Source organism: Allopontixanthobacter sp., from assembly GCF_034376665.1.
In the GTDB taxonomy this organism is placed as follows: Bacteria; Pseudomonadota; Alphaproteobacteria; order Sphingomonadales; family Sphingomonadaceae; genus Allopontixanthobacter.
The window spans coordinates 1-25373 of record NZ_JAXMJI010000061.1; the positions used below are offsets into that span (position 1 = coordinate 1).

At 63.7% G+C, this 25373-nt stretch carries 23 protein-coding genes and 1 pseudogene; 17 read left to right on the forward strand and 7 right to left on the reverse strand.

Features of this window, described 5'->3' with window-relative positions; translation table 11 throughout:
- Together U0988_RS06385 and U0988_RS06390 are read right to left on the reverse strand one after the other, a co-directional pair.
- Positions 1-457 (reverse strand): annotated as a pseudogene (locus U0988_RS06385) (hypothetical protein); the annotation flags it as partial.
- The gene (locus tag U0988_RS06390) at positions 432-1112 is read right to left on the reverse strand and encodes a uracil-DNA glycosylase (RefSeq protein WP_322291792.1); all 681 of its coding nucleotides are present in this window, start codon (positions 1110-1112) and stop codon (positions 432-434) included. The gene U0988_RS06390 and the pseudogene U0988_RS06385, both read right to left, overlap by 26 nt.
- 79 nt (positions 1113-1191) lie before the next feature.
- Between U0988_RS06390 and U0988_RS06395 the strand changes: the two genes are divergently transcribed.
- The 3 genes from U0988_RS06395 to U0988_RS06405 are packed head-to-tail and all read left to right on the forward strand — an operon-like array spanning position 1192 to position 3087.
- Entirely contained in the window at positions 1192-1809 is a 618-nt protein-coding gene (locus tag U0988_RS06395; RefSeq protein WP_322291793.1) for a ribonuclease D, read from the forward strand.
- 28 nt (positions 1810-1837) lie between these two features.
- Positions 1838-2497: an LPS export ABC transporter periplasmic protein LptC gene (gene lptC, locus U0988_RS06400; RefSeq protein ID WP_322291794.1), complete on the forward strand. Its 660-nt coding sequence runs from the start codon at positions 1838-1840 to the stop codon at positions 2495-2497.
- Complete coding sequence (locus U0988_RS06405) at positions 2497-3087, forward strand: LptA/OstA family protein (protein WP_322291795.1); 591 nt, start codon at positions 2497-2499, stop codon at positions 3085-3087. The genes lptC and U0988_RS06405 overlap by 1 nt, the downstream gene beginning before the upstream one ends.
- 18 nt (positions 3088-3105) lie before the next feature.
- Here the strand turns inward: U0988_RS06405 and U0988_RS06410 are convergent, their stop codons facing one another.
- Both U0988_RS06410 and U0988_RS06415 read right to left on the reverse strand, forming a co-directional pair.
- On the reverse strand, positions 3106-4068 hold the full coding sequence (locus U0988_RS06410; protein WP_322291796.1) for a polysaccharide deacetylase family protein: 963 nt from the start codon (positions 4066-4068) through the stop codon (positions 3106-3108).
- Between the two features lie 54 nt (positions 4069-4122).
- The gene (locus U0988_RS06415) at positions 4123-5730 is read right to left on the reverse strand and encodes a glycosyltransferase (protein WP_322291797.1); all 1608 of its coding nucleotides are present in this window, start codon (positions 5728-5730) and stop codon (positions 4123-4125) included.
- Between the two features lie 94 nt (positions 5731-5824).
- Between U0988_RS06415 and U0988_RS06420 the strand changes: the two genes are divergently transcribed.
- Entirely contained in the window at positions 5825-7615 is a 1791-nt protein-coding gene (locus U0988_RS06420) for an ABC transporter ATP-binding protein (protein WP_322291798.1), read from the forward strand.
- Positions 7616-7643: 28 nt separating this feature from the next.
- Here the strand turns inward: U0988_RS06420 and U0988_RS06425 are convergent, their stop codons facing one another.
- Positions 7644-8522 (reverse strand): glycosyltransferase family 2 protein, encoded by an 879-nt coding sequence (locus U0988_RS06425; protein WP_322291799.1) that lies wholly within the window; start codon positions 8520-8522, stop codon positions 7644-7646.
- A 139-nt stretch (positions 8523-8661) separates the two neighbouring features.
- Here U0988_RS06425 and U0988_RS06430 point away from each other — a divergent pair, with 139 nt between their 5' ends.
- The 9 genes from U0988_RS06430 to U0988_RS06470 all read left to right on the forward strand — a co-directional run bounded on the left by U0988_RS06430 (position 8662) and on the right by U0988_RS06470 (position 18355).
- Positions 8662-9516: a hypothetical protein gene (locus U0988_RS06430; protein WP_322291800.1), complete on the forward strand. Its 855-nt coding sequence runs from the start codon at positions 8662-8664 to the stop codon at positions 9514-9516.
- A gap of 105 nt (positions 9517-9621) precedes the next feature.
- The gene (gmd, locus tag U0988_RS06435; protein WP_322291801.1) at positions 9622-10701 is read left to right on the forward strand and encodes a GDP-mannose 4,6-dehydratase; all 1080 of its coding nucleotides are present in this window, start codon (positions 9622-9624) and stop codon (positions 10699-10701) included.
- Complete coding sequence (fcl, locus tag U0988_RS06440; RefSeq protein WP_322291802.1) at positions 10702-11658, forward strand: GDP-L-fucose synthase; 957 nt, start codon at positions 10702-10704, stop codon at positions 11656-11658.
- Positions 11659-11681: 23 nt separating this feature from the next.
- Positions 11682-12920, forward strand: coding sequence for a WcaI family glycosyltransferase (locus U0988_RS06445; protein ID WP_322291803.1), 1239 nt, complete (start codon positions 11682-11684; stop codon positions 12918-12920).
- Complete coding sequence (locus tag U0988_RS06450) at positions 12917-14287, forward strand: hypothetical protein (RefSeq protein WP_322291804.1); 1371 nt, start codon at positions 12917-12919, stop codon at positions 14285-14287. Before U0988_RS06445 ends, U0988_RS06450 begins: the two co-directional genes overlap by 4 nt.
- 89 nt (positions 14288-14376) lie before the next feature.
- Positions 14377-15051 carry a cytidylyltransferase domain-containing protein gene (locus tag U0988_RS06455; protein WP_322291805.1) on the forward strand — a complete coding sequence of 225 codons (675 nt, stop codon included), beginning with the start codon at positions 14377-14379 and terminating at the stop codon, positions 15049-15051.
- A gap of 1 nt (position 15052) precedes the next feature.
- The gene (locus U0988_RS06460; protein WP_322291806.1) at positions 15053-15712 is read left to right on the forward strand and encodes an HAD family hydrolase; all 660 of its coding nucleotides are present in this window, start codon (positions 15053-15055) and stop codon (positions 15710-15712) included.
- Between the two features lie 85 nt (positions 15713-15797).
- Entirely contained in the window at positions 15798-16229 is a 432-nt protein-coding gene (locus U0988_RS06465) for a hypothetical protein (protein ID WP_322291807.1), read from the forward strand.
- Positions 16226-18355, forward strand: coding sequence for a hypothetical protein (locus tag U0988_RS06470; protein ID WP_322291808.1), 2130 nt, complete (start codon positions 16226-16228; stop codon positions 18353-18355). The genes U0988_RS06465 and U0988_RS06470 overlap by 4 nt, the downstream gene beginning before the upstream one ends.
- Positions 18356-18359: 4 nt before the next feature.
- Here the strand turns inward: U0988_RS06470 and U0988_RS06475 are convergent, their stop codons facing one another.
- Positions 18360-19607, reverse strand: a complete 1248-nt coding sequence (locus tag U0988_RS06475) for a glycosyltransferase family 4 protein (protein WP_322291809.1) — start codon at positions 19605-19607, stop codon at positions 18360-18362.
- A gap of 146 nt (positions 19608-19753) precedes the next feature.
- Between U0988_RS06475 and U0988_RS06480 the strand changes: the two genes are divergently transcribed.
- From U0988_RS06480 to U0988_RS06495, 4 genes are all read left to right on the forward strand, one after another.
- Positions 19754-20926 carry a glycosyltransferase family 4 protein gene (locus tag U0988_RS06480; protein ID WP_322291810.1) on the forward strand — a complete coding sequence of 391 codons (1173 nt, stop codon included), beginning with the start codon at positions 19754-19756 and terminating at the stop codon, positions 20924-20926.
- 92 nt (positions 20927-21018) lie between these two features.
- Positions 21019-22509, forward strand: a complete 1491-nt coding sequence (locus tag U0988_RS06485) for an O-antigen polymerase (RefSeq protein ID WP_322291811.1) — start codon at positions 21019-21021, stop codon at positions 22507-22509.
- The gene (locus tag U0988_RS06490; RefSeq protein WP_322291812.1) at positions 22506-23651 is read left to right on the forward strand and encodes a glycosyltransferase; all 1146 of its coding nucleotides are present in this window, start codon (positions 22506-22508) and stop codon (positions 23649-23651) included. Before U0988_RS06485 ends, U0988_RS06490 begins: the two co-directional genes overlap by 4 nt.
- On the forward strand, positions 23648-24214 hold the full coding sequence (locus U0988_RS06495; RefSeq protein WP_322291813.1) for a putative colanic acid biosynthesis acetyltransferase: 567 nt from the start codon (positions 23648-23650) through the stop codon (positions 24212-24214). Before U0988_RS06490 ends, U0988_RS06495 begins: the two co-directional genes overlap by 4 nt.
- A gap of 13 nt (positions 24215-24227) precedes the next feature.
- On the opposite strand, the gene U0988_RS06500 is transcribed toward U0988_RS06495, so the two are convergent.
- Entirely contained in the window at positions 24228-25358 is a 1131-nt protein-coding gene (locus U0988_RS06500) for a hypothetical protein (RefSeq protein WP_322291814.1), read from the reverse strand.
- Between the last annotated feature and the right edge of the window lie 15 nt (positions 25359-25373).

The following is a 25373-nucleotide window of genomic DNA, read 5'->3' on the forward strand; positions in this document are numbered from 1 at the left end:
TAACTGCCTCATCGCGAAACTCGGATAGGCGCGTCCCCAGCGACTTGAAGTCGCTTGAAGTCATACGAAAAGATCCTGTCTTCGAGCCTGGAGCTATTCCAGTTCGTTCGAAGGAACCAATGCCGGTACTGGTGACCGAAACATCCAGACTTTCCCAGCCAGACTGTCTGAGTTCTATCTGCTCTACTGGTCGATGTTCAGCCGCTGGCTGACAACCTCCCAGCATCAGCATAAAAGCTATGCACCGCCCGATCATGGAAACCTTATTAACCCGCTGGCGAAATGTCTGCAATGTTGTCGTTAGCAGACAGCCCAATTTTCTCGCACACTCCACACATTCTGTAACGCTGGGATCATGCTGCAGCCGCACGACCGCGATTTCCTCGCCGCTGGTTAGACAACAGCCCCATTCGCGCATCTTCCGTTGCCCGCTACCAAGCGACAGGGCCCCGTCCATGCACTTCCAGAAAGGCATTCGCCTGGCTGAACGGCTTCGAGCCGAAGAACCCGCGATGCGCGGAAAGCGGGCTGGGGTGGACCGATTTCAGCACCAGATGCCGTCCGCTGTCCGCCAGTTCCGGGATGCGCGCCGCCTTGGCCTGCGCGTGATTGCCCCACAGGATGAAGACGCTCGGTTCGCGCCGCGCCGCAGCCGCTGCCACGGCGGCATCGGTAATCGCATCCCAGCCGCGCCGGGCATGGCTGCCCGCCAGTCCTGCCTCGACCGTCAGCGAGCTGTTGAGCAGCAGGACGCCTTGCCGCGCCCAATGGTCCAGATTGCCATGCGCCGGGCGCGCAATCCCGAGGTCGCTCGCCAGTTCCTTGTAGATATTGACCAGCGAGGGCGGCATCTTCGCGTCTTCCGGCACCGAGAATGCGAGGCCGTGCGCCTGCCCCGGCCCGTGGTACGGATCCTGCCCCAGGATGACGATTTTCACCGAGTCCAGCGGGGTCAGCTCCAACGCCCTCAAGCGCAGTCCGCGCGGCGGGAATACCGGCTTGCCCGCCGCTTCCTCTGCCGCGAGCCAACCGGCCAACCGTCGCGTTTCCGGAGCGGCCAGCGCGGGTGCCAGCGCCTCGCGCCAGCTATCAGGTACGGAATCGAAGGCCATGCCGCCTTCCTAATCGCGGCGCGTCGCCATCGCCAGCTAGCACTTCCCCTCTTTCCCCAATCCGCCTAAGGCACCCGGCATGGCAGTATATTTTCACGAAGAAGACCTCCCCGCAGGCGTGCTCGCGCCCGGCCCGGTCGCCGTCGACACCGAGACCATGGGCCTGATCACGCCGCGTGACCGCCTGTGCCTGGTGCAGATCAGCGATGGCGGGGGTGACGAGCATCTGGTCCGGTTCAAGGTCGGCAGCGCCTATGATGCGCCCAATCTGAAAGCCGTGCTGGCGGACCCGGCGCGGGTGAAGCTGTATCATTTTGCGCGGTTCGACCTTGCCGCCATTGCGCATTACCTCGGGGTCCAGGCGACTCCGGTGTTCTGCACCAAGATCGCCAGCAAGCTGACCCGGACCTATACCGACCGGCATGGCCTGAAGAACCTGGTCAACGAATTGCTCGGCGCGGAAATATCCAAGCAGCAGCAAAGTTCCGACTGGGGCGCGGAGGAAATCAACGAGGCGCAGCGCGATTACGCCGCGTCCGACGTGCGCTTCCTGCACCGCCTGAAGGATATCCTGGAGGTCCGCCTGGAACGCGAAGGGCGGACCGCCCTGGCGCAGGCCTGTTTCGATTTCCTGCCCGCCCGCGCCGCGCTCGATTTGGCCGGTTGGTCGGAACACGATATATTCAGCCACATGTAATCCATCGAAGCCCACTTACATAAGTATCATGAGTGCCCGAATTGAAACCACCGAAGCACGGCAATTGCGCTCCCGGCGCCAGGGCTTTGCCGCGCCCGGCGGTTCGCATGACCGGCTGGTCGGTTTCCTCGCCCGGGTCCTGCCGATGGCAGTCGGTGTGCTGGCCGCGTTTATGGTCATCACCCCCATGTCTCCGCGCGGGGAAGTCAGTTTCCTGCTCGACCGGAGCAAAGTGGCAATGATCGACGAGCGGCTGCGAGTGGACAACGCCATGTACCGCGGCAAGGACGATGACGGGCAACCCTTTTCACTCACCGCCGGGGAATCTGTCCAACGCTCGGGCGCGGAAGGGATCGTGCGGATGAAGGATCTGGTCGCTGGAATCCTGCTCCCCGAAGGCCTCGCCCGTATTCGCGCCGAAGGCGGCAGATTCGATATTTCGGAGGACGTCCTGGAAGTGAACGGACCGCTGACACTGACCGCTGCGGACGGCTATCGAATGGTGGCGAGCGGCGTCTCGATCAACCTCCGCACCAAGCAGGTGGTCGGCGAAGGCGGCGTGTCGGGCAGCGTTCCGGCCGGAACCTTTGCGGCCAACCGCCTCGAGGCGGACCTACCCGCGCGAACCGTTACGCTGGAGGGAAATGCCAGAGGCCGGATGATCCCCGGCAAATTGAGGACGCCGTAATGACAGGTACGAAAGTGCGATCGCGCAATCCGCTGCTGAATATTGCCGGCCGCTGGGCGGCAGGCGGCTTCCTGCTGACCATTGCAGCCTTCGGGGCTGCGTTCGGCGGAATGTACAGCCACGCACAGGCGATCGCGGCGCATAATTCCAACGCGCCGGTCAGTTACGGCGCCGACCGGATCGAATATCAGGACCGGCAGAAGCGGGTCGTCCTGTCGGGCAATGTCGATCTGGTCCAGGCCGGATTGCAGCTGCGTGCGGCGCGCACCTTGATCAATTATACCGACGCCGGATCGCTCAGCATCCAGCGGATCACCGCCACCGGCGGGGTACGGGTAACGCGCGGGGACGAAGCAGCCAGCGGCGATGTGGCGGTATATGATCTGGGCAGCAGGATCATCACCCTCGCCGGAAATGTGCGGCTGCGGCGCGGCGGCGATACGCTCAACGGCGGCAGGCTGGTGATCAATCTGGCGACCGGCGTATCCAGTGTGGACGGCAGCGCAAGCGGATCCTCCCCGGCGACCGGCGAAGGCAGCACCCGCTCGGGAGGCCGGGTGACCGGAACTTTCCAGGTACCCCAGAACTAGGCTAGGCGCGGGGACGGTTCAGCGCAGTTTCCTGCACAGGGTTTCCGCGGGCCAGTCCCCTACCCCGATCCGCGGCAGCGCGTATCGATCGAAGCGGCGCGGATTGACCGCCGCATCGTCCGTCACCACCGCCCAGCGGTAGCCTGCGTCCCGGACACGGGTACGCACCGCGGCGTCATGGAATCCATGCGGATAGGCAAAGCCGGTGGGTGCACCGCCGCCGGTCATGGCGGCGATGTCGGCCCGCCCGCCCGCAATCTCGGCAATTTGCCGGCCGGGCGATAGCGAGGTTAGCGGCACATGCGTCTGCCCGTGTCCGCCGGGGCTGATCAGGGGCGAAGCAAGGCTGCGCACCATGCTTTCGCTCATAGGAAGCTCACCGGCATCTGACCCCGCGTCCTGCCGCCGCCCGAGCCGTTCCCTCAGCCCGCGCATCGCTTGCGACCGTTCGCCCGCATCGCAATGTTGCAGCAATTCCCACAGATGCAGATAGGCACTGCGGCGCGCATCATTGCCGCCCTGTTCGGCGCGCCACTCCGGCAGATCAGCCGGTGGAGCGTGCTGCGCCCCCCACCGAACCGTGGTCGTGCTGCTGCCGATTTCGACCTCGAAATGGACCGCCTGTGAATGCAGGAGGACCAGCGCCGCGAGCTCATCCCACCAGAACGGCCCCTGACCGATTGCCTTGCTGGTGAGAAAGAATGTCGCGGGAATTTCCAGTTCTTCCAGCACCGGCCTGGCGACAAGCGCGTTGTCGGCATAGCCATCGTCGAATGTTACCGCGGCAGCGAAGCGGGGCACTTCGCCCGCCTCCAGCGCGGTCACCAGATCATCGACCGGCATCACCCGGCGTTCCGCTTTCAGCCACTCCATCTGCGCGCGGAAGTTCGCAGGCGACACACACAGCCCCCACGGGTCGAACGGGGGCCGGGCGACCCGGTGATACATCAGAATGCAGGGAAGGCCGCGGGGTCCGGCCATTCGGCGCAGGCGCCTCAGCCCGCTGCCCACAGTGCGGCGAACCTGGCCCTGCATTCAGTCGGCCCGCCGCGCGTGAACCGCGACAATTACCGGATAGGCAGGATCCTGGTGGCCGAGCATACGAAGTTTCACTTCCTCCGTCGCCAGACCGTGCAGAAACGCGGTCGCCGAATAGACATTCCCGTAAACGCAGACCTCGATATTGTCCGGACCGAAGATGTCGCCGAACATCCGGGTGACCGATTGCCGGGTCAGCGACCAGAACCAGCCTTCGTCCCAATCGCCGTCGCCGACCCGGGTGATCCCCGGCACCGTCAGCAGCAGCGATCCGCCGCTGCGCAGCGCGTCCTTCAGGTTCCGGACCGCGTGTTCCATATCGTAGATCAGGTGCAGGGTCTGGGTAACGACCATGCAATCGAAAGTGTCCTTCGGCAGCACGCCCGGCGTGGATATATCGCCCACCAGGGTGGCGACCGGATTGCCCGGCGCGACATGGAGGATATCCTGACGGGAAATGTCCCGGCCGAATTCCGACGAATAGCTGTCATCCCCGATCTCGAGGACGCGGCCAGTGATGAACTGCCGGTTCCGCTCCAGAAACCGGCCGATGTAGTGGCGGTCGATTGGAGTTCCCCGGTCGAAACCGAATTGCCGGCTGACGGGGGTGACCCGCGCCAGATCGCCCAGATCGACATTGCCCACCGCAGGACCGCGTGCCCGCATCATCGCCTGCTTGATCATGCGCGCCGCCGACCGCGGGATGTACCGCCGGGCAGTCTGCCAGAGCGCCGCGACCACCGAATTCGCCGGAGTGATCCGCATCATATCCGCCCGCTGGCGGCGTCGCTGCGCGGCACTGCGTTCCGGGCGGCTTTTCCATGCATCATGTGCGTAACAGCTCTTGAGGAAACTGCGGCCTTCGTGCCAGGCGGCCAGCCCTTCCCGGTCTTCGGACGGCGGCCGATAGCGGGCGTGGACGGCAAGCGCCCATTCCAGCATCTCGACCGGATCGGAGGACATATTGCCCGCATGGATCCGGTAATCCGCAACCAGTTCGGGATGGCAGGCGGCGGGATATCGGCTGGCGATACGCAGATAGGCATCATAATCCTCGCATCGGGCAAGCGTTTCGTCGAAACCGCCGCATTCGACCAGCTTCGCCCGGTCATAGACCACGGTTCCGTGCATTCCGACGATATTTTCGTGCAGCAGGTCGCGCGAGACGCTGTGCCTCAGCGGCTTGAACTGCGGCCCGCTGGTCGGTCTCAACTGCGCGTCCACCAGCCTGTAGGCCCCGTAAACGAAACCGGCCCCCGGATTGGCGACATGGCAGGCAAGCCCGCTGGTAATGGCATATTTCCGCAGCACGTCATCGGCATCGAGGAATATCACCAGGTCACATTCGCTATGGCGCAGGCCGGTGTTGCGTGCAGCGGCGAGACCGGCATTCTCCTGCCGGATCAACTGCACTCCCTTGTAGCGCTCGACCACTGCGGCGGGGTCGTCCTGCGACCCGTCATCGATGATCAGGATCTCGGACGCGGGGGTTTTCTGCGCCAGAACACTGTCGAGAGCGTCGGTCAGGAAATGGGCATGGTTATAGGTGGTGATCACCACGCAAACGGATAGGGCCTGGGGTGGAACCACAGTTTGGTCTACCATCGCACTGGTCAGGTCCCCTCCGGATTTAGGCATTTCGTTTACTATGTTGCCCGACTAATGGTCACCTTTCGCAACGGAAGATAGGGAAATCGGCTTGGCCACGGGGGGCGCTCTTGCGAATTTTCTGCTGCCGATCGACACCGGCGAGGCGAGCGCCGGGCTGAAGGCCATCGCCAAGCCCTATTCCCGGTGGGTGCCGGTGATTGCCGTGTTCGGTCTTGCCGCGAGCCTGATGGAGGGGGTCGGCATCGGACTGATCATTCCGCTTCTCGCCGTGTTGCTGGCCGATGCCGCTCCGAGCCTGCCAGTCGATGTCCCACCGCCGACGCAGCAATTGCTCGATGCTCTGACCGGCTTCGAAACCGGAATGATTGTCGGCGTTATCGTGGCGGGCATTTTCGGCCTGATCGTGCTGAAGGGCATATTCCAGGCGGCGAACGATACCTTGATTGCCTGGATCGAAGGGCGGATTGCAGCGGATATCCGGGATGCCCTTGCCGCCCGCACGATCGGGATGGATTATCCGTTCTTCCTGATCCAGCCAAGCGCACGGCTGATCAAGATCATTGCCACCGATAGCTGGCTGGTTGCCGATACCGTCCGGTGGAAGCTTTCCATCGTCTCCGCATTGACCGGTCTGATGGTCTTCGCCGCGATTCTCGCCTGGCTCGACTGGCGGCTGTTCGCAATCGTGCTGATCGGCGGGCTGCTGATTGCAGCCGCCGTAGCCATTCCCAAGCGCTGGTTGAGAGGTTTTAGCGAAGATGTGTCGCAGGCCAACCAGGCGCTGGCGGGCCGGATGCTGGCGATCGTCGATTCCATCCGGATCATCCGTGTCTTCGGCCAGGAAAACCGCGAGCAAAGCCGTTTTGTGCAGGCATCGGGCCGGGTCCGGCGCAGCATGTTCGCTTCGCAGCGGCTGTCCTCCGCCGTCGGCCCGGCGTCCGAAGTGGCGGCGACACTGGTGGTCATCCTGGTCGTATTCAGCGCCTATGCGCTGGGCATGTCGATCCCGGTCGCAAGCGCATTCCTGATCCTGTTGACCCGCGCGCTGCCGCAGGCGCGGATGGTCAACGCGGCACATCTGGGAATTGCCTCGGTGCGCGAAGCGGTGCGCGAGACACAATGGCTGCTCGCGCAAAGCCCGCTCCCGGCCGAGAACGTCAGCGCAGTGCCCCTGCCGGTTATCGATCGGTCCATCCGGTTTGAAAACGTCTCCTATACCTACCCCGACGGAACATGCGCGCTGCAGGACATCTGCGCGGTGATCGAACCAGGTACGGTGACGGCGCTCATCGGGCCTTCCGGCTCCGGAAAGACCAGCCTGATCAATCTGATATGCCGTCTGGTGGAACCGGATGGCGGTTCGATCAGCCACGGCGAGCAGCCGATCCGGCATTTCAGCGCCGCCGGGTGGCGATCGCATATAGCCATCGCCGGGCAGGATGTCGGCCTGATCGACGGCACGATTGCGGAGAATATCGCGTACGGATTTCCCGCTGCAACGCGCGCGCAGATCGCCGAGGCCGCCGAAGCCGCGGGCGCGGCCGACTTCATCGATGCGCTGCGCGACGGGTTTGATTCTCCGGTCGGGATCGGCGGAGGCAATTTGTCGGGCGGCCAGCGGCAACGGATCGGACTGGCCCGCGCCCTGCTTCGCCGGCCCGACCTGCTGATCCTGGATGAAGCGACCAGCGAAGTCGACCTGCTGTCGGAAAGCCGGATCATGACGCTGCTTGCCCGGCGCGGCTTCTTCCGCACCGCAATAGTCATCAGCCACCGCGCCGGCACCCTGGCAAGCTGCGAACGCGGGATAGTGTTCCAGGGCGGCAGGATTGTGGAATCCGGTCCGATCGAACAATTGGCGTGTTTCGACCGCATATAGGCGGCGCGCGAACCGGGCGGGCGGTGAGCTAGCGCGCGGCGCGGCGCAGGAGTTTCACCACCCGCCTCAGGCGTGGATGGTCCAGCCGCCAGCGCGCCCGGCGCAGCGCCCGCTCGACGTCCGCCTTGCCCTCAAAATGGCGCGCCGCGAGGTAGCCGGAAAACCAGTCCATCCAATAACGCGCGGCCGGCGCGTACAGGCCGCCGAGAGTGCTGGTGGAGACGCAGCTGTCCGCATGTTGCCGGTAATCCAGCCACACTTCGGACGCGAAATAGACCGGAGTTTCCAGATATACCTTGGCGTATAGGCATTGGTCTTCATACATCCCGGTGAAATGCTGCTCCGGACCGCCGACCGCGTCGATGACCCTGCGCCGGAGCATCGCATCGGAGGGACACGGCGCTGCCGCCTCCCCCAGCGGGTACAGCGCGAGCGAGGTATCCGGCGGTAACGAAACCTCGTCCACGAGGTGCCCGGTCGGGATCAGCTCGTCCTGCCCGCCATTCCACGAACTCCAGTAATTGACCGTTCCGCAGACCATTCCAACCCGGGGGCTTTGTTCCAGGATTGCGATCTGCCGGGCGAGCTTTTCGGGTCGCCAGACGTCGTCCGCATCGATGCAGGCGACGAATTCTCCTCGTGCCTCGGCCAGCCCACGGCTGCGGGCCGCGCTCATCCCGAGGTTTTCATGTCCGGGATGATCGGCATAAAACACGTGCCGGTAGTCACGGCTGTATTGCCTGGCGATGTCCGTGCTGCCGTCCGACGAACCATCATCGACCAGGATCAATTCGTAATTCGAACAGCTCTGCGCCAGCACGCTGTCGATGGCCTCCCGCAGGAATTGTTCCGCATTATAGAAAATGCAGATGACCGAAACCAGAGGCGGCGCGTTGCTGAAGACCATGGGGCCGGCATGTGCGTCAGCCGAACGGCAAAGGAAAGAAATCATACCTCGCCGGGCAATTTTTAGCGTTGCGGAAAGGTGTTCGGCTACTAAGGCCCAGGGTCAGCCGGATCGCAGCCTGGCCGACGGGAGAGCGAAATTGAGCGTGCCTGACAGCGGCGTCCCCTTGTCCGATCACCGGCGATACCTTCGCGCCGTTCCGAAACTGGAAAGCCCGTGGTCCCTTGCGCGCTGGGCGCTCACCAATCCGTTTCGGTCCTATACCGGCGGCAAGGCGATAGAGGCGTATGTGCGGGGCCGCCCGCCCGCCGCATGGGCTGCGGAAATGGCGGGCCAGGATGTCCTGATCGTCGGCAGCGGACCAAGTCTGGACCGGGTAGGGGACGATTTCTTTGCCCGGTTCGCAGCTTCCATCCACATCAATTTCGCCATCCGCCGCAGCACGGGACCGGACAGGACCTATTTTTTCACCACCGATCTCGGCCCGATAGGCGGCTTGCTGGAATCCTTCGGGGATCAGATCTTCCTCTCGCTTGGTGCCGACCGCTGCATCTACGCACCGGTCTTTCTGGATCAGTGGCACATGATGACGGATGAAGGCCGGGCGCTGTTCACCATGCTGCGCCATGACCGGGCCGGATGGCGCACGCAAAACACCTCGCTCGGATCGCTGCCGGTCCCCTACACCCTGCGCTACCACCCCAGCCAGCCCGACTGGGACCGCTTCGAGTTGCCGCCGCCGGGCCGTACCTTGCCGGTTCTGGACCATTCCTCGGCGCTGACGGCGATCATCTTCGCGGCGATGAACGGAGCCCGCAGGATCGGGATGATCGGCTGCGATTTCTCCGCCGGCGAGCGGGCAGAAATCGCCCGGGGATTCCAGGAGCTTCCCGGACCGAAGTTCTTCGCCGGGGCCGCTGGCGAACTGGCCAGGATCCAGTCCGCCCTCGCCCGCCGGGGGATCGAGGTCACCAACCATTCGCACGAAATCTGACGCGACGCCGCTTTCCCGCCCGCCTGCCCCACCCCGCAATGCCAGCGTCATTGCCTTGTGCCGCGGACGCACCTAGACAATCGCGCCTGCGGCGAAACTGGAATTATGATGGCCAACGTTCATGGAAGAAAATGCGCGCTGATTACCGGTGTGACCGGGCAGGACGGGGCTTATCTCGCGCAATTGCTGCTGGACAAGGGGTATGAAGTTCACGGTGTGAAGCGCCGGTCCTCGTCCTTCAACACCGGCCGGATCGAGGATATCTACCAGGATCCGCACGTCGAACACCGCAATTTCGTACTGCATTATGGGGATCTGACCGATTCAACCAATCTCATCCGGATCGTGCAGGAGGTCAAACCGACCGAAATCTACAATCTCGCGGCGCAAAGCCATGTCTCCGTGTCTTTTGAATTACCCGAGTACACTGCCAATGCCGACGCGATAGGCACGCTGCGGTTGCTGGAGGCGATCCGCATCCTCGGGATGGAGAAGACCACCCGGTTCTATCAGGCCTCGACCAGCGAATTATACGGCCTTGCGCAGGAATCGCCGCAGAACGAAAAAACACCCTTCTATCCCCGCTCGCCTTACGGCGTGGCCAAGCTTTATGCCTATTGGATCACGGTCAATTACCGCGAGGCTTACGGAATGCACGCGTCCAACGGCATCCTGTTCAACCACGAAAGCCCGCTACGGGGCGAGACCTTCGTGACCCGCAAGATCACCCGCGCCGCCGCCGCCATTGCGCTGGGGCGGCAGGACAAATTGTACCTCGGGAATTTGGATGCGAAACGCGATTGGGGCCACGCCCGCGAATATGTCCGCGGGATGTGGATGATGATGCAGATGGACGAGGGGGACGATTACGTGCTGGCCACCGGCGTCACTACTGAGGTTCGCGAATTCGTGCGCTGGGCGTTTGAGGATGCGGGGATCCCGGTTGAGTTCCGGGGGGCTGGCATTGACGAGAAAGCCTATGCCAAGGACGACGGCCGCCTGCTGATCGAGGTCGATCCGCGCTATTTCCGCCCCACCGAAGTGGAATCGCTGCGGGGCGATCCGGCCAAGGCGCGGGAAAAACTCGGCTGGCAGTACGAGACCTCTGCGCGCGAACTGGCGCGCGAGATGGTCGCGGCGGACATGGTGCTGATGCGCGACGCACCCATTTCCAAGGGTGCCTGAATGGCCGATGCGGCGTTTCCGCTGGCGGGCAAGAGGGTCTATGTCGCGGGCCACAAGGGCATGGTCGGCGCGGCTATCGTCCGCCGCCTAGCGCAGGAAAGCTGCACCATCCTGACCTCCGACCGGACAATCGATCTGCGCGAACAGGCGGCGGTGCGCGCATGGATGGCGCAGGCGAAACCCGACGTGGTGATCGTCGCGGCGGCAAAGGTCGGCGGAATCCTGGCCAACGACCGCTTCCCGGCGGAATTTCTTTACGACAACCTCATGATCGAGGCCAATCTGATCGAAGCCGCGCGGCAGCAACAGGCGGAAAAGCTGCTGTTCCTCGGATCATCCTGCATCTATCCCAAACTGGCCGAACAGCCGATCCGCGAAGAGGCACTGCTGACCGGCCCGCTGGAACCCACCAACCAATGGTACGCGATTGCCAAGATCGCCGGGATCAAGCTGTGCCAGGCCTATCGCCGCCAATATGGTTGCGACTTCATCAGCGCGATGCCCACCAATCTGTATGGTCCCGGCGACAATTACGATCCGGAAGGCAGCCATGTCCTGCCCGCGCTGATTCGCAAGGCGCATGAAGCCAAGCTGGCCGGCGCCGCGTCGATCGAAATCTGGGGCACCGGAACCCCGCGCCGCGAATTCCTGCATGTCGATGATCTGGCAGATGGCTGCATCTTCCTGGTCAAGCATTATTCCGGCGAAAAGCATATCAACCTGGGTTCCGGCACCGACATCACCATTGCCGAACTGGCCGCGAAGGTCTGCGAGATCGTCGGCTTCACCGGCACCATCACCAGGGACACCGGCAAGCCGGACGGCACCCCGCGCAAGCTGATGAGCGGCGAGAAGGTGGCTGCTATGGGCTGGACGCCCCGGATCGGTCTGGCCGAAGGGATCGCCCATGCCTATGCCGAATTCCTGGCCGGAAATGTGAAGCAGAATACCGTATGACCCGGCCGGTGTGCTGATCGGGCATGAAGCTGCTTGTCCTCGGGCTCAATTATGCGCCGGAACCGGTTGGCATCGGTCCCTATACCGCCGGGCTGGCCGAAGCGCTGGCAGGGCGCGGGCATGACGTCGCCGTGATAGCCGGAAAGCCTTACTATCCCCAGTGGCGGCCCTATGACGGCCAGCCCAGGCGGCGCACGACTGCGGTCGAAAACGGCGTCAGGATAATTCGCGTGCCGCATTACATCCCGGCCAACCCCAGCGGGGCGCGCCGCATCGTGCATCATGCCAGCTTCGCCGCCTCTGCCTACGGCCCCGCAATGGCCGCCGCCAGGGACCGGCCCGATCTGGTTTTCACCATCGCGCCATCCATGATGTCGGTTCCGGTGGCTGCCCGGGCCGCCCGCGTGGCAGGCGCGCCGCTGTGGCTGCACATCCAGGATTTCGAAGTGGAAGCCGCCTTCGCCACCGGCTTGCTCAAGGAACATTCCGGCGCAGGCAGTCTTGCCCGCCGGGTGGAACGACGGATGATGAAGATGGCTGATCTGATTTCCACCATCAGCCCGCAAATGTGCGCCCGGCTGGGCGCGATGGACGTGGTCAGTCCGGAAGACGTTTACGAATTGCGCAACTGGAGCAACGCGGCGTTCGATTTCGCCGCAGCCGATCCGGAAACCTATCGCCGGCAATGGGGTCTGGAGGGCCGAAAGGTCGCGCTCTATTCCGGCAATATCGCCAATAAGCAGGGCATCGAAATCCTGATCGAGGCGGCGCGGTTGCTGGCAGGGCGCGATGACATCACCTTCGTGATCTGCGGCGAAGGGCCGGGCCGGGCACGGTTGGCGCAATTGGCCGAGGGATTAGCCAACGTGCAATTGCACGGGCTCCAGCCAATGGAACGAATGGGCGATTTCCTCTCGCTCGCCAGCGTCCATCTGTTGCCGCAGATTGTCGGCGCGGCGGATCTGGTGCTGCCTTCCAAACTGACCAACATGCTGGCTTCCGGCCGCCCGGTGGTTGCCACCGCCAATCCCGGCACTGGGCTTTATGAGGAGGTTGACGGCTGCGGAATCGCCACGCCTCCAGGCGATGCGCGGGCGCTTGCCGCTGCGGTCGCGGCGCTGATGGATGATGAACCAAAGCGTCTTGCGCTGGGCAAGGCGGGCAGACGCCGCGCTGCCGACAGGTGGTCTCGAGATACCATCATCGAAGGCATGGAAGCGCGCATGATGCGATTGATCGCCGAAAAGGGCGGACGATCATGAGCCGCAAACGCCTGTCACTGGGGATCGCCTCCTACGGTCTCGACAAGATCGTGGTGGCCGCGATTCAACTGCTGATGGTGCCGGTGCTGGCCAATTACTGGGGCCTGACGCTGTTCGGCATCTGGGCGATGATGATCACCATTCCGGCTTTTCTGGTGCTGAGCGATTTCGGAACGGTCAATTCGGCGCTCGCCCGGATGACCCGCTTCGTCGGACGCGATGAGTGGGAGGCAGCCCGGGTCACATTGCACACCGCCTGGCTGGTCACTTGCGGTATCTGCGCCATAGCCTGCGGGGTCATCGGGGGTCTGCTCTGGTGGCTTCCGGAAGGGCTGTTGCCCAGCGCCGAAGGTTTTTCCCCAAGCGACGCACGGCTGACGTTGCTGGTTCTGCTCGTCTATGGGCTTTCCACCATCCTGTTTCGCCTGAACACCGCAGTCTTCCGTTCGACCATGCAGTACACCTTGTCGGTCTGGTGCAGCATGGGGAGCTATGCGCTCGAGAATGCCGGGGTGATCATCGCGGTTGTATCGGGTGCAGACCCCCTGACGGCGGCCTTGGTCCTGCTGGTTCTGCGGCTGGCCGCCATCGCCTTTGTTCTCGCCGTGAGTTTTCGGCGCTTCCCCCGACTTGCGCCGGGTTTCCGTGCTGCGTCCCGTAGCGAACTGGGCGAGATGTGGCGCCCCGCCCTTGCCGCGTCCGTGCTCGGCTTCGGGCTGGCCGCCTATCTACAGGGCAGCGTCGTGATGCTGGGCGCGCTTGCGGGAGCCGCAGCGGTCCCCGCATTCATCGCAGTACGGACCATTTCCCGGCTGGGTACACAAATGTCGACCTTGATCTCGATACCGGTGGCGCAGGAATTCGGGAACGCGCTGGCAAAGGAGGACCGGCACAAGGCGGGCCGATATTTCGCTCTGGTCGCCTTTCCCGCGGCGACCATGGCGCTGGTCATGGGCCTGGGCCTGGTTCTGCTCGCGGAGCCGGCGATCCGCCTGTGGACCGGCGGAGTGATCGAGACCGACAGAACCCTGATCATCTTCATGGCGGTTTCATCCTTCGGCGCCATTCTGTGGAACCCGCTGTCGAACCTGATCCTGGTGATCAACCGTCAGGCGGTGTTTTCCTACGCCAATCTGGCAATCAGCGCGGCCGGGCTGCTGGTGATTTACGGGTTGGCCGGCAGGATGGGGGCAGCCGCTGCAGGCCTGTCCTTCGCGCTGGTCGATCTGGTGACACTCGCCTGCGTCGCCGCTTTCATCGCTCGCCACTGGCTGCCAGACAGCGAATTTCGCGCCGGGATCATGAGCGCCTTGGCCGAACTCCACTCCGCCCTCCGGCGAATCAAGCCCTTGAAGCGCCGTGAATAGACCGCCCCTTAACCGTTGCAACGCAGTAAGCCGTCATTTAGCTGTTCCCACCAACACCGCGTCCCGGATCGCTGGCGCAGGAGAAAATTTTGACCAGAATTGTGGCTATGGTGCCGGTCCGCAAGGGATCGCAGCGCGTGCCGGGCAAGAATGCGCGCGCCTTTGCGGGCACGACCCTGCTCGACCTGAAGCTGGAAGTGCTTTCCGGCGTGGGCGGCATTTCGGAGGTCGTGGTCAGTACCGATTGCGAGGAATGCATGGGCATCGCACGAAATCGCGGTGTCACGGTTCAGGTGCGCGATGACCATTACGCCGGCTCGGCGGTGAGCAATGATATCCATTGGCGCCACATTGCCGAATCGACCCCGGGCGACATCGTGTTCATGACCCAGGTCACCAGTCCGCTGGTCCGGCGATCAACCCATGCAAGGGCCATCCGTCTCTACCAGGACTCGCTCGAGCGGCATGACAGCCTGAATTCGGTGTCGCCTGAAAAGAAGTTTCTCTGGCTGGACGGCAAGCCGATCAATTATGATATCGACCGGACCCCGAAAAGCCAGGACCTGCCCGACATCACGTCGCTCAACTTTGCCATCACCATCATCGACCGTGCCCTGATGATCGAACGCGGCAATGTTGTGGGCCGCACACCGCAATTCATCGTCTTCGACAAATTGGAATCGGTGGATGTCGACGACATGACGGACTTCGTCACGGCCGAATCGATCTTTCTGCAACAGGGCCGCGACTGGCTGCTGGATTGACATGGAGCAGGACAGCCCGAAGCCGGCGTACAGCACCTATGTGTTCGATTGCGACGGGGTGGTGCTGAATTCCAACGAGTTGAAAACGCTCAGTTTTCGTGAGGCAGCGCTGCCCTATGGCGAAGACATCGCCGATGCGCTGGCCGAGTATCACGTCAAGCACCGCAGCGGGACGCGCTTCGAGAAATTCCGCTATTTGCTCGAGGAACTCGTGCCCCCGGGGACCAAGGGGCCGGATTACGATCAACTGCTCGAACTCTTCGCCGACGCCGTATGGAGCCGCTTGCTGGCCTGCGACGTAGAGCCGGGCCTCGCGGATCTGCGGAAACGGACGGCAGGAGCGCGCTGGCTGATCGTTTCCGGCGGTGCCGAAGCCGAATTGCGCAAGCTTTTCCCGCTGCGCGGAATTGCGGAGTATTTCGATGGGGGGATTTTCGGCAGCCCGCATGACAAGGGCGCAATCCTCGCTCGCGAAATCGCCAATGGCAATATTGCGGGGCCAGCCTTGTTTATCGGGGACAGCGCTTGCGATTATGACGCCGCGAGCGCGGCCGGGCTGGATTTCGCTTTTGCGACATGGTGGAGCGGCGAGACTGGCTGGCCCGCCTACGTGGCCAGTCGCGGGATCCCGGCGGTAAGCGGCCTGTCGCAAATCACTTGAGCATCGCGACCTTCAGCGAAAACATTTTCCTACACGCGAACTTATATATAGCTGGCACCGGGTCTTGTCCTGAACGGAGACCCCAATGCCCCCGAAATCCCGTATCGAAACGCCTGCCGGATATGCGACCTCCGTCGCTGTCGGCTATTCCGACAATGCCGGCGACCTTGCTCTGGTAACCGCCATCACGCCGCTGCCGGTGTCGGTGACCGCCGCTACTCCGCCTCCGCCGATGGCGGGCACTGCCTCGGCTTCCGGGCTGGTCGGTCCGTTCGCAACAGCGGCCGGAATGCCGATCCATCTGCAGACCGGCGGCACCTGGGAAGGGCGTGTTTCGCTGCTCCGGTCGGTCGACGGCGGGGCAACCACCAGCGGGCTTACCGCTGCGGGTATGCGCTGGGCCAGCTTCACGGTGAACGTCAACGAAGTGGTCTGGCAGGACAGCGATCCCGCAGCGACCTTCTATCTCGCTATCACGCTGGCCAGCGGCGCCGTATCCTACCGGGTGTCGCAATGAGCGCGCTCGATTTCGCTGCCCGTGCGCTGGCACTGCAGGCAGCGGCGCAGCGCCCGCTGACCTTCACCGAACTGGCGGCTGCGGACCTGCCCGAAAGCATCACCCGGATCGAAAGCCATGGCTATGCGGCGCCGGGATTGGGCGCGGCCAGCTATGTTAGCGACAGCAAAGCTGACGGCGAACTGATGGCTGCCCATCCCGCCGCCATGTTCGCTGGCGCTGGTGACCGGCTTTTCCGCCTGACGGGCGATGCGGATGGTTTCATTACACCTGAACAGATGGGCTGCCCGACCTACGCGCCCGGAACGAACCAGCAGCCGTTCATCCAGGCCGCGATCGACTATGCGCTGGCTGCCGGTCTGAACGGCGTGCGGTTCACCCAGAGCAATTACGAATTGTGGTGCCCCTTGCGGACAGCCGAATTCAGCCTGAACACCGACCATAGTGGATGCTTCATGGTCGTGAGCGGACAATTGACACTGGAAAGCAGCCACCCCCTCCGCTCGCAGCTCAATTGCAAGGGGCCCGGAGGGGGAAGCCTGGCAAGCGACTATCAGGTGATGGACACGATCGCCTACGGCAATGATGTGATCTGGCGGGGCCACGGGATCAAGATTACCGGCACCGTGAGCGTCGGCTCCCCGCAGGTTCCGGTCAGGGACCTCGCGATGGTCCGGATCCGTAACCTGATCCTGTTTTCCGATGCCGTCGGGGTGCAGAACACCGACTGGCCCGCCCTGGCCCCCAGCCGAGATCCGAGCCGGGAGAATAGCTGGGACATCTCCAACAAGGGGGTCTATTTCCAGCAGGACAAGCAGGCCGGGATCGTCCACGCCGAAAATCTCGATATAATCGGATTCCTCGGTGAATGCGTCTTCAGCTCGGGTCAGGGCAAGGGCGGTTTCGTCGGCCGCAATCTGGTACTCAAACACACCAACGGACAGGCGCTCAACGCCAATGGCCCGGAAATATTCGATGTGGACGGGCTCTACGCGGAAAACTGCGCCTTTTCGATCGAGGGCTGGGGCGGCCAAACTCGCGGCAAGATCGTCAACGCCACCTTTGTCAAATCGAAGACCGGCGGCGTATCGGGCGGCACGGCCTGGACATCGCCGCGGCGCGACGATGGCAGCCTGCCGATGTTGTATATCGAGGCGACATTGCAGGATTGCGGCGATTTCTATCCGGGCTCCTACCTCAGCGGCAAACTGACCCTGATCGACACGCAGCTAGCCGTCGTGCTGGTTCATTCGGCCCAGGTGATCCGCGATGTGGATCTGGACATAACCACGATCTGCGACAAGCGCGCGGACATCATCGCGGTGCGGTTTGCTCCGTTCCCGACATCGGCCGCGCGTTCGATCGAAAACGTCAACATCCGGCTCCATGGCATGGCGACGGCGGAAGCGCGCACCGCGGGCCGCGGGATCGGCAGCTTGCTGTCACAGACGGGATCGCTTGGCCCCAACAATTTCGTGCGCGCGTCCGGCCAATTCAAGAAGATCGGAGTGGTCAGCGGCGGACCCCTGCCCGATTTCTACGTTTCGATCATCGATAGCGGCTTCGAACTGACGGATCTGGGCGGCCCGGTCTTTTTCGCTCCTGCAACGACCCCGACTCCGGACATCGGCGTGGGCTGGATTCGGCCCAGTTTCAGCGGGGCAAGCGGCCTGTTCACGATGAACCTGCCCGCCAACGTCAATCAACACAACGATGGCGCGATGGTCACGATCGAGCACCGCGATACGACGTCGGTCAACGCGGTCCTCGATGTCGGCGGGGTGGCGCTGCTCGGCTTTCGCGACCGCCTGCGGCTGCGGGCGGACAAGATCCACAACCGCTGGCGCGTGATGGAAGCGCCGCTGCCTCGCGCCGCAACCGGTTCGGTCACCATCCCTGCCACCGCGCTCGACGCGCAGGCCGGGCCATTCACGCTGGCGCTCCTCGGAACGCGCGCGTGGCACCAGCCGCTGGTCACGCCGGTGACGGCACTCGCGGGGTACATCGTCAGCGCCGTGAGGGCGGAAACCGACCAGATCCGCTTCTGGCTCCGCAACATCGATGGCGCGAACCCGGCTGCAGAAGTCGCCGTCACCTTCCGTGCCAGCGTGAAGATTGCCAGCTAGGCGATCATCCGCCCAGACCGGCCTCGGCCAGCACCTTCGCGATGTTGCTGCGGTAGCGGGCGAAGGTGTAGTTCTGCGCCTCCGCCTGCGCGTGGGCGCGGAAATGGTCGAGGCGGTTACGGTCGTCGACAAGGGCCATCATCGCGCCGAGGAGACTGCCGGTATCGATCTCCTCCAGCATGATGCCGGTATCGGGTGTTGCCGCCAGCGCCGCATTGCGCGACTGGATCAGCGCCATCCCCGACGCCAGCGCTTCGTAAAGAACAATCCCGGCACCCTCGAAATAGGTCGGCAGCAGAAACACGTGATGTTCTGACATGATGCGCGGCACGTCGGCGCGGGCGACGGTGGGGATGAAATCCACCCGGTCGGCGAAGCGGGCGAAAGCTTCCTTCGGCACACCCATTTTTCCGACCAGCGTCAAACGGGCCTGGCTGGCAGGAATTTGCTCGATCGCTTCGAGCACGTGATGGATGCCCTTGCGCGGGATTAGCTGGCCGAGAAACAGGAACCTCACCGGTTCGCCAGGCGGGACTGGCGCAGGCTTGGGGAGGTCCGCATACAGGCTTTCGTCGAAACAGTAATTCAGTACCCGGGTCTTTTTCGCCACCGCCGGATCGGGGCAGCCTTGCGCCAACGTCGCGCGGGCAAACTCGCTTCCGACCACAATCCTGTCGGCCTCAGCATATTCGCGGTCATCGCGCTCGATCGTCCAGTCGGGGATTCGCCGATGACCGGGCAGGAAATAGTCGCCGTACTCGCCGAGGATTTCCTCCATGATCCGGTTGTAGACCCGGAAATCCCCGTTGGTCCGGTCGAGTATGCAAAACCGGCCGAGGTCGCGGGCGAGTTCGAAACTCTCCAGCGCGCTGGAATTATAGCCCCACAGCGCGAATTCCCGATCCGACCGGATTTCCCGTTCGAGAAATCTGGCAAACCGGCGGTTACCCGCAAGGTCCAGCCGGACCGCCGTCTTCTCCAGCCCGGCTCGCGCCGCGATGCGTTCGAGCCATTCGAACAGGCCGGCCGATTTGACCAGTTCCGGATCGAGCGCCGGGTGCTCGAAGCGGCGAAATTCGTCATGGACGCGCTGCCTTAGGCGGCCCGGCAGATAGCGTTCGATCCGGTAAGGCCATTCCTCCGGCTTGTAGAAGATGCTGGTGGCGTAGAACTGGAGCCGCCCCAATTGCTGGACCGCGGTTGCTGTCTGCCAGCTATGCTGGGTCCCGGGGTGGAAGACGGCGACGTTCACCAAGCGATGTTCCCGTTCCAACCGTCGGCGCCGTTCATGCCGGACTGATGGCAGAGCCATGCGGCATTGCAAATTGAATTCTTGTCTTGCCGCAAGGGAAGGCTAGAACCCCGGCCACAACGGAAAATTGCCACGGGTTCTGCAGCATGACCGTTGAAAACGGCTCGATCGAACATTTGCGGGTAAACTGGGTGTCCCATGGTTACGGCTATGGCGGGGACCTGATGTATTTTGGCGAGATTTTCGCTCATTTTCTCGCGCTCGCCCCGGCCATGTCGGTCATCGTCGACCGCAAGGCGAATTTCGAAAATCCTTACAACCTGCCGCTCCGGCCGCTGATGCGGCTCTTTTCCATCCCTCTCAAGCGGCGCGCGGAAGGCGGCCAGATCTACGATACGGAGATCAGGCTGCCATCTCCGGGGTTGCTGGCGCGCTTGATCCGGCTTCCGACCGATGTGTATATCGCGATCGAGTTTACCCCGGCATCGCTGCTGGCGGTGGCAGCCGCAGCGACCCGGAAAGGCAAACCGCTGGTCCTGCTGGTCGAATCCGATCCCGCCGGCCGCGGCGGCAGCACCAGTCCGGCAATCAGGGCCGTCAAGCGCTGGGCCGTGCGCCGTGCCGCAATCGTGCAGACCAACAGCGCAAAGGGCCGAGATTACCTTGTCGGCCAATTGGGGGCGGACCCCGCAAAGGTGCGTGTCGCACCCTATCTGACATCACGGCCGCCGGGCCCGGCATCCACGATCGCCGATAGCGGCGGTCCCGTGCGGATGCTGTTCGCCAACAGCATCAGCCCGCGCAAGGGACTGCGCCAACTGCTGACCGCGCTCGCTGCGCTCACCCCCGCCGACCGGGCGAGGATCGATCTCACGATCGTCGGGGACGGCCCCGAGCGCGCCGAACTCGAGGCAGTGGCCGCCGCGCTGGGCATGGGCGGCCGGCTCCGTTTCGAAGGCCGCAAGCGCTATGCCGAACTGGGCGAATATTACGCGAGGTCCGATGTCCTGCTGGTCCCGTCGCTCGCCGATTACCGCTCCCTCGCCAGCTTCGAGGGTCTTGCCTACGGCCTCGCGCTCCTGAACTCCACCAGGGACGGCGCCACCGATGAAACGGTCCGGGAAGGGGTGAACGGGTTCGCCATCGATCCGCACGATCCCTCGCAGATCGCCGACCGGATCAGCCGCTTGGTCAACGATAGGGCATTGCTGCTCTCGATGCGCAAAGCGTCGGCCTCCTTATACGAAGCGCGCTTTTCCCTCGAACGCATTGCCGCCAATCTGGCCGAAAGCGTCAGGCTGGCTCATGCCTGCAAGTAGGCAACCGCAGGATTGCGCTGGCTTGAACCGTTTGCTGCACTCAACTAGAACCGCAGGCGGGTGGAGCGTCGATACCGGGGTGGAGTCAGCAGATGTATGAAGCGGTCATGCTGGCCAACCTGCTGCTCTGGATCATCATGGCTGTGCTGTTCATCCGCCAACCTGCCGCATCCGCCTTCCATCCTTTCGCGTTCTATCTGGCGTTTCACTTCCTGGTCTTCGTGATCCGTCCGCCGCTGGTATATTACCGCGGGTATGATCTGATCTACACGGCGTACCAGTTTCAGCCGAGCATGGCGGAAAAGACTACCGCCCTGCTGGCAACGATGCTCGGCCTGATCGCGTTCGGCCTCACCAATCTCCATATCGCCCGCACCCCGATCAGCTTTTCCCGCGGCCGCGTGGACGAGATCATGCGCAACCGTCTGGGGAAGCCGTTCCTGCTCATGGCGCTCCTTCTTGCCCCCGTCGCGGTCTATTCGATGCTTACATCCTGGGCGACCGATATTTCGGGCGCCGGGCAGATGATCACCGACAGCGCGACCGGCATAGCCGTCAACACGCAGTCAAACGGCTATTTCTACGAATCGCGCCTGATGCTGGGGCCGATCGCCGTCATTTTCGCATGGATCACCCGGTTCCGCTGGTATTCCTTCATACCCTTGATCCTGTTCATCATTCTTGGTGGCGGGACCGGTACGCGCGGGCCGTTCATGCTGGCCGCCGTCGCTATGGGTCTGATCTGGTTGTATGAAAGCAGGCGCTTATGGCCGAGCGCGAAGATGGTCCTCGCCGGCCTTGTGGTGCTCGGGGTGTTCAATCTGGTCGGGCAGGATCGCGGCTACGCAGTCCGCGGACTGTTTGTCGAAGAACAGGTGGAATCCTGGGAATCGGAGGGCGACGCCCGGTTTCTCGAAGGCATGGATGCGGGCAATCTCGAGTATATGGAGTATCTCACCTACGCGATCCCGGAGCGCACCGGCACCTACACCTATTTCCTCGGTAATCTGCAGGCCTTGACCGAACCTGTTCCCCGTGTGCTGTGGGAAGGCAAGCCGCTTGGCGAACCGATCAAGTTCTTTTCGCTGTTCGATTACGGTACCCCGATGGGCATGACCCGGTCTCTGCCCGGCGAAGGATGGTACAGCCTGGGCTTTGCTGGAGTGTTCCTCTGGTGCGCTCTTTTCGGCGGCGTGTGGGGAGCGTTCTACGAATATTTCGCCCGCGGCAGGCCGACCAATCTCCGTCTGCTGGCCTATATGATTCTGCTTCCGCTTTCGATCCTGTTTTACCGGGATGGTGTGCTGGTCACCATGTTGCGGTTTCTCATCTTCCTCGTCTTTCCCCTGATAGTCCTGAATTTGTCGATGCGTTTGCTCGGCGTAAGAACTCCGCGCCTGACATCGGGTGGGATGGGAAGCGGTGATGCTCCTGCCGCTCTTTCTGCAGTCGGAAGCGGCCATGTGTCTCAAGCCGCACCGAACCGGGCCCAGAAAGCGCGCCTTGCGGCTCCCACCGCGATTGCCCGAAAGCTGCCGCGCGCCTATCGTTCACGCAATCTTGCGGCCGGTCCGCGCCGGTGACCGGAACTCTGTCCGGCCTCCATATCGGCCTGTTGACGGCCTCGGCCTCCCGCTCTGGTGGCGGCGTGTTCGAGGCAGTGGTCCAGCAGGCCCGGATAATCCGGTCGTTGGGAGGCGCGGTGAGCGTCTTCGCACTGGCGGATCAACGATCTGCGGAGGATGCCGAACGCTTCGCGCCCAGTCAGGTTCACCACCTACCCATGACCGGGCCGGCCCAGATCGGCTTTGCGCCGGGACTGGTTTCCGCGCTGCTGGAAGCCGATCTCGATCTTTTGCACCTGCACGGCATCTGGATGTACCCGTCCCGCGCCGGGTCGGACTGGGCGCAGCGCACCGGCCGCCCCTATCTCGTCAGCCCGCATGGGATGCTGGATCCCTGGATCACCGCCCGGGGACAGGCAAAGAAGTCGCTCGCTCGGATCGGCTACGAACGGGCAAGCTGGCGGGGGGCAACAGTCATGCACGCGCTTACCGAGCGTGAAGCGGGGGACATTGCCGCCGAAAGCGGGCGAAGCGACACAATCGTCATTCCCAATTCCGGCCCACCTGCGGGCGAACCGCGCGACGCCGCCGGGCCCGCGCATTTCCTCTATCTCGGCCGCATCCATCCCAAGAAGAATATCGCTGCGCTGATCGACGCCTGGACCATGCGAGCCGAAACTCTGGAAGCGGCAGGTGCCCGGCTCACTATCGCTGGTTGGGGGGACCAGCGCGACGTCGACCAGCTCCGCAGCCGGGTGTCGGGCGGACCCGGTTCAATCCATTTCGTGGGTCCGAAATACGGCGCGGAAAAGGCCGCCCTGATGCGGGATGCGCGGTTCTTCGTGCTGCCATCCCAAAGCGAAGGACTGCCGATGGCCGTGCTGGAGGCATGGGCTGCTGGCACTCCGGCGCTGATGTCGCAGGAGTGCAACCTGCCCGCTGGTTTTACCTCTGGCGCAGCGATCGACTGCGGACTTACTGCCAAGACGATCGCAACTGCGCTCGACCGCGCCCTGGAGCTGCCCGACAGCGATTGGCAGACGATGTCGGACGCGGCGTTGGAGCTGGCGGGGCATATGTTCTCGTCCGAAGCCGCGGCCCGGCAATGGGGCGAGGCCTACCGGGGCCTGGCGCACACTAGCAAGGCAGTGCCGGCATGAGCCCGCTCGATGCGCGCACCAGCCGGCCGCTCGAAGGCGGTGCCAGTTTCAGCCTCGGCAACCGGATGGCTCGCGCGGCCTGGGCGCTGGCGTGGCTGCTGCTCGCGCGGTGGACGCCGCCGCCGGTGCATGGATGGCGCAGGCTGGTGCTGATTGCCTTCGGGGCGAAGGTGGGGCCCGGCGCCCGCGTTTACGCCAGCACGAAAGTGTGGTTTCCGGCCAATCTGGAACTTGGCGCGAATGCGCTGATCGGTCCCCGAGTCACTCTGTACAATCAGGGACGGATCGTGATCGGGCGGCGCAGCGTGGTCTCGCAAGGCGCGCATATCTGCGCCAGTTCGCATGATATTCGCGATCCGCATTTCCAGCTGGTGCTGCGCCCCGTGACGCTGGGCGAAGATTGCTGGGTCGCCGCGGAAGCGTTTGTCGGCCCGGGAGTAACCATGGCGGACGGCTGCGTGCTCGCCGCGCGCGGGGCGCTGTTCGAAAATGGCGACGCATGGGCGGTTTACCGCGGCAATCCCGCAGCGGCGATCAAGCCGCGCGAGAGGCTCGCTGACTGAACCCCTTCCGGGTTCACCGCTCCATAGGATCGAGCCGGATGCTGCCGAACTCCAGCTCGCCCGCACCCGGCGTGATCCTGAAGATCAGGAATTGTCCTTCACATGCGCCGGTAATCCGCAGCACCCCGGACATACGGGTGTCCGATGCCCGCCTGGCCGCGAGAGGTAAGGCCCCTTGCGCGCTGCAAGCGGAAAGAGCCTCGATCCGGTTGCTGACGCGCCCGTCGGCCCCCACCGCCCGCCACGACAGGCGGTAGCTCCCCGATGGGAGAACCAGCATCTGGCGCGCGAAGTTGCGGGTGAAGGGCGCGGTGTTTTCCAGCACCAGGCCGCCGCCGCGGCCGGCGCTTCGCAGCCGGATCGAACCGTCGGAATGCTTCTGCCAGCCAAACGGCGAGGGATCGTTCCCGAGCCCGCCCGTCAGGTCGGGATCGCTTATAATTGCGCCGCGCGCCGGGGCGCAATGTTGCTGCCACAGGTCATGGGCGGGCGTCACTGCATCCTCCGTGATCAGCCTGCGGACAAGGGGCGAAATTCCTCCGCATCCGAGGGGAGTATCCTTCGACAGCAGTGCGGCGACCTGGGCACGCTGTGCCAGTTGCGCGGGGCCGAGTACGCCGGTCGGATTGAAATAGACCGGCAACCAGCCGGGCCTTTGGGCAAGTCGCCCAACCAGCATGGCGCGTCCCGCAGCGCTGCTTTCAAACGGTGCCAGCAGCTCGGGCCGCCCAGCCTGCGCCGGTTCGCGCCGCAGCATTGCGTCGAGCCGCTGAGCAGCGACTGCATAATCCCCGCCAAGCAGGGCAACCTGCATCCAGTAGGTCTGCGTCACCGTGTCCCGCCAGCCGAGTTGCCCGCTCACCCGGAAAGCGCTGTCCGCCGCGGCGATCCTGCCCTCGCCCAGCCATGCTGCTCCAAGCAAGGCGGTGCTGGCTGGCTCTAACGGGGAGCGGATGGTGGCCCGGCGGGCGAGCTGCGCCGCAGCGGGAAAGCGGCCGGCGGCCAATTCGATGGCCGCGGCGCGCCGCAGACTGGCGTCGGCAAACAGGGCCGGAACACCGCCCGCAGCCGGCGAGACCGAGGGGGTTTCCGCAATGATCCGGTCCATACCGCTGCCGGTGGCGGCAATGGCGAATAGCACCATAAACGCCGCAAGCGC

Coding starts and splice junctions, on each gene's coding strand:
- U0988_RS06390 (WP_322291792.1), bottom strand. CDS start 1,112: ATGGCCTTCGATTCCGTACCTGATAGCTGGCGCGAGGCGCTGGCACCC.
- U0988_RS06395 (WP_322291793.1), top strand. CDS start 1,192: ATGGCAGTATATTTTCACGAAGAAGACCTCCCCGCAGGCGTGCTCGCG.
- lptC (WP_322291794.1), top strand. CDS start 1,838: ATGAGTGCCCGAATTGAAACCACCGAAGCACGGCAATTGCGCTCCCGG.
- U0988_RS06405 (WP_322291795.1), top strand. CDS start 2,497: ATGACAGGTACGAAAGTGCGATCGCGCAATCCGCTGCTGAATATTGCC.
- U0988_RS06410 (WP_322291796.1), bottom strand. CDS start 4,068: ATGGCCGGACCCCGCGGCCTTCCCTGCATTCTGATGTATCACCGGGTC.
- U0988_RS06415 (WP_322291797.1), bottom strand. CDS start 5,730: ATGGTAGACCAAACTGTGGTTCCACCCCAGGCCCTATCCGTTTGCGTG.
- U0988_RS06425 (WP_322291799.1), bottom strand. CDS start 8,522: ATGGTCTTCAGCAACGCGCCGCCTCTGGTTTCGGTCATCTGCATTTTC.
- gmd (WP_322291801.1), top strand. CDS start 9,622: ATGATGGCCAACGTTCATGGAAGAAAATGCGCGCTGATTACCGGTGTG.
- fcl (WP_322291802.1), top strand. CDS start 10,702: ATGGCCGATGCGGCGTTTCCGCTGGCGGGCAAGAGGGTCTATGTCGCG.
- U0988_RS06445 (WP_322291803.1), top strand. CDS start 11,682: ATGAAGCTGCTTGTCCTCGGGCTCAATTATGCGCCGGAACCGGTTGGC.
- U0988_RS06450 (WP_322291804.1), top strand. CDS start 12,917: ATGAGCCGCAAACGCCTGTCACTGGGGATCGCCTCCTACGGTCTCGAC.
- U0988_RS06460 (WP_322291806.1), top strand. CDS start 15,053: ATGGAGCAGGACAGCCCGAAGCCGGCGTACAGCACCTATGTGTTCGAT.
- U0988_RS06465 (WP_322291807.1), top strand. CDS start 15,798: ATGCCCCCGAAATCCCGTATCGAAACGCCTGCCGGATATGCGACCTCC.
- U0988_RS06470 (WP_322291808.1), top strand. CDS start 16,226: ATGAGCGCGCTCGATTTCGCTGCCCGTGCGCTGGCACTGCAGGCAGCG.
- U0988_RS06480 (WP_322291810.1), top strand. CDS start 19,754: ATGACCGTTGAAAACGGCTCGATCGAACATTTGCGGGTAAACTGGGTG.
- U0988_RS06485 (WP_322291811.1), top strand. CDS start 21,019: ATGTATGAAGCGGTCATGCTGGCCAACCTGCTGCTCTGGATCATCATG.
- U0988_RS06495 (WP_322291813.1), top strand. CDS start 23,648: ATGAGCCCGCTCGATGCGCGCACCAGCCGGCCGCTCGAAGGCGGTGCC.
- U0988_RS06500 (WP_322291814.1), bottom strand. CDS start 25,358: ATGGTGCTATTCGCCATTGCCGCCACCGGCAGCGGTATGGACCGGATC.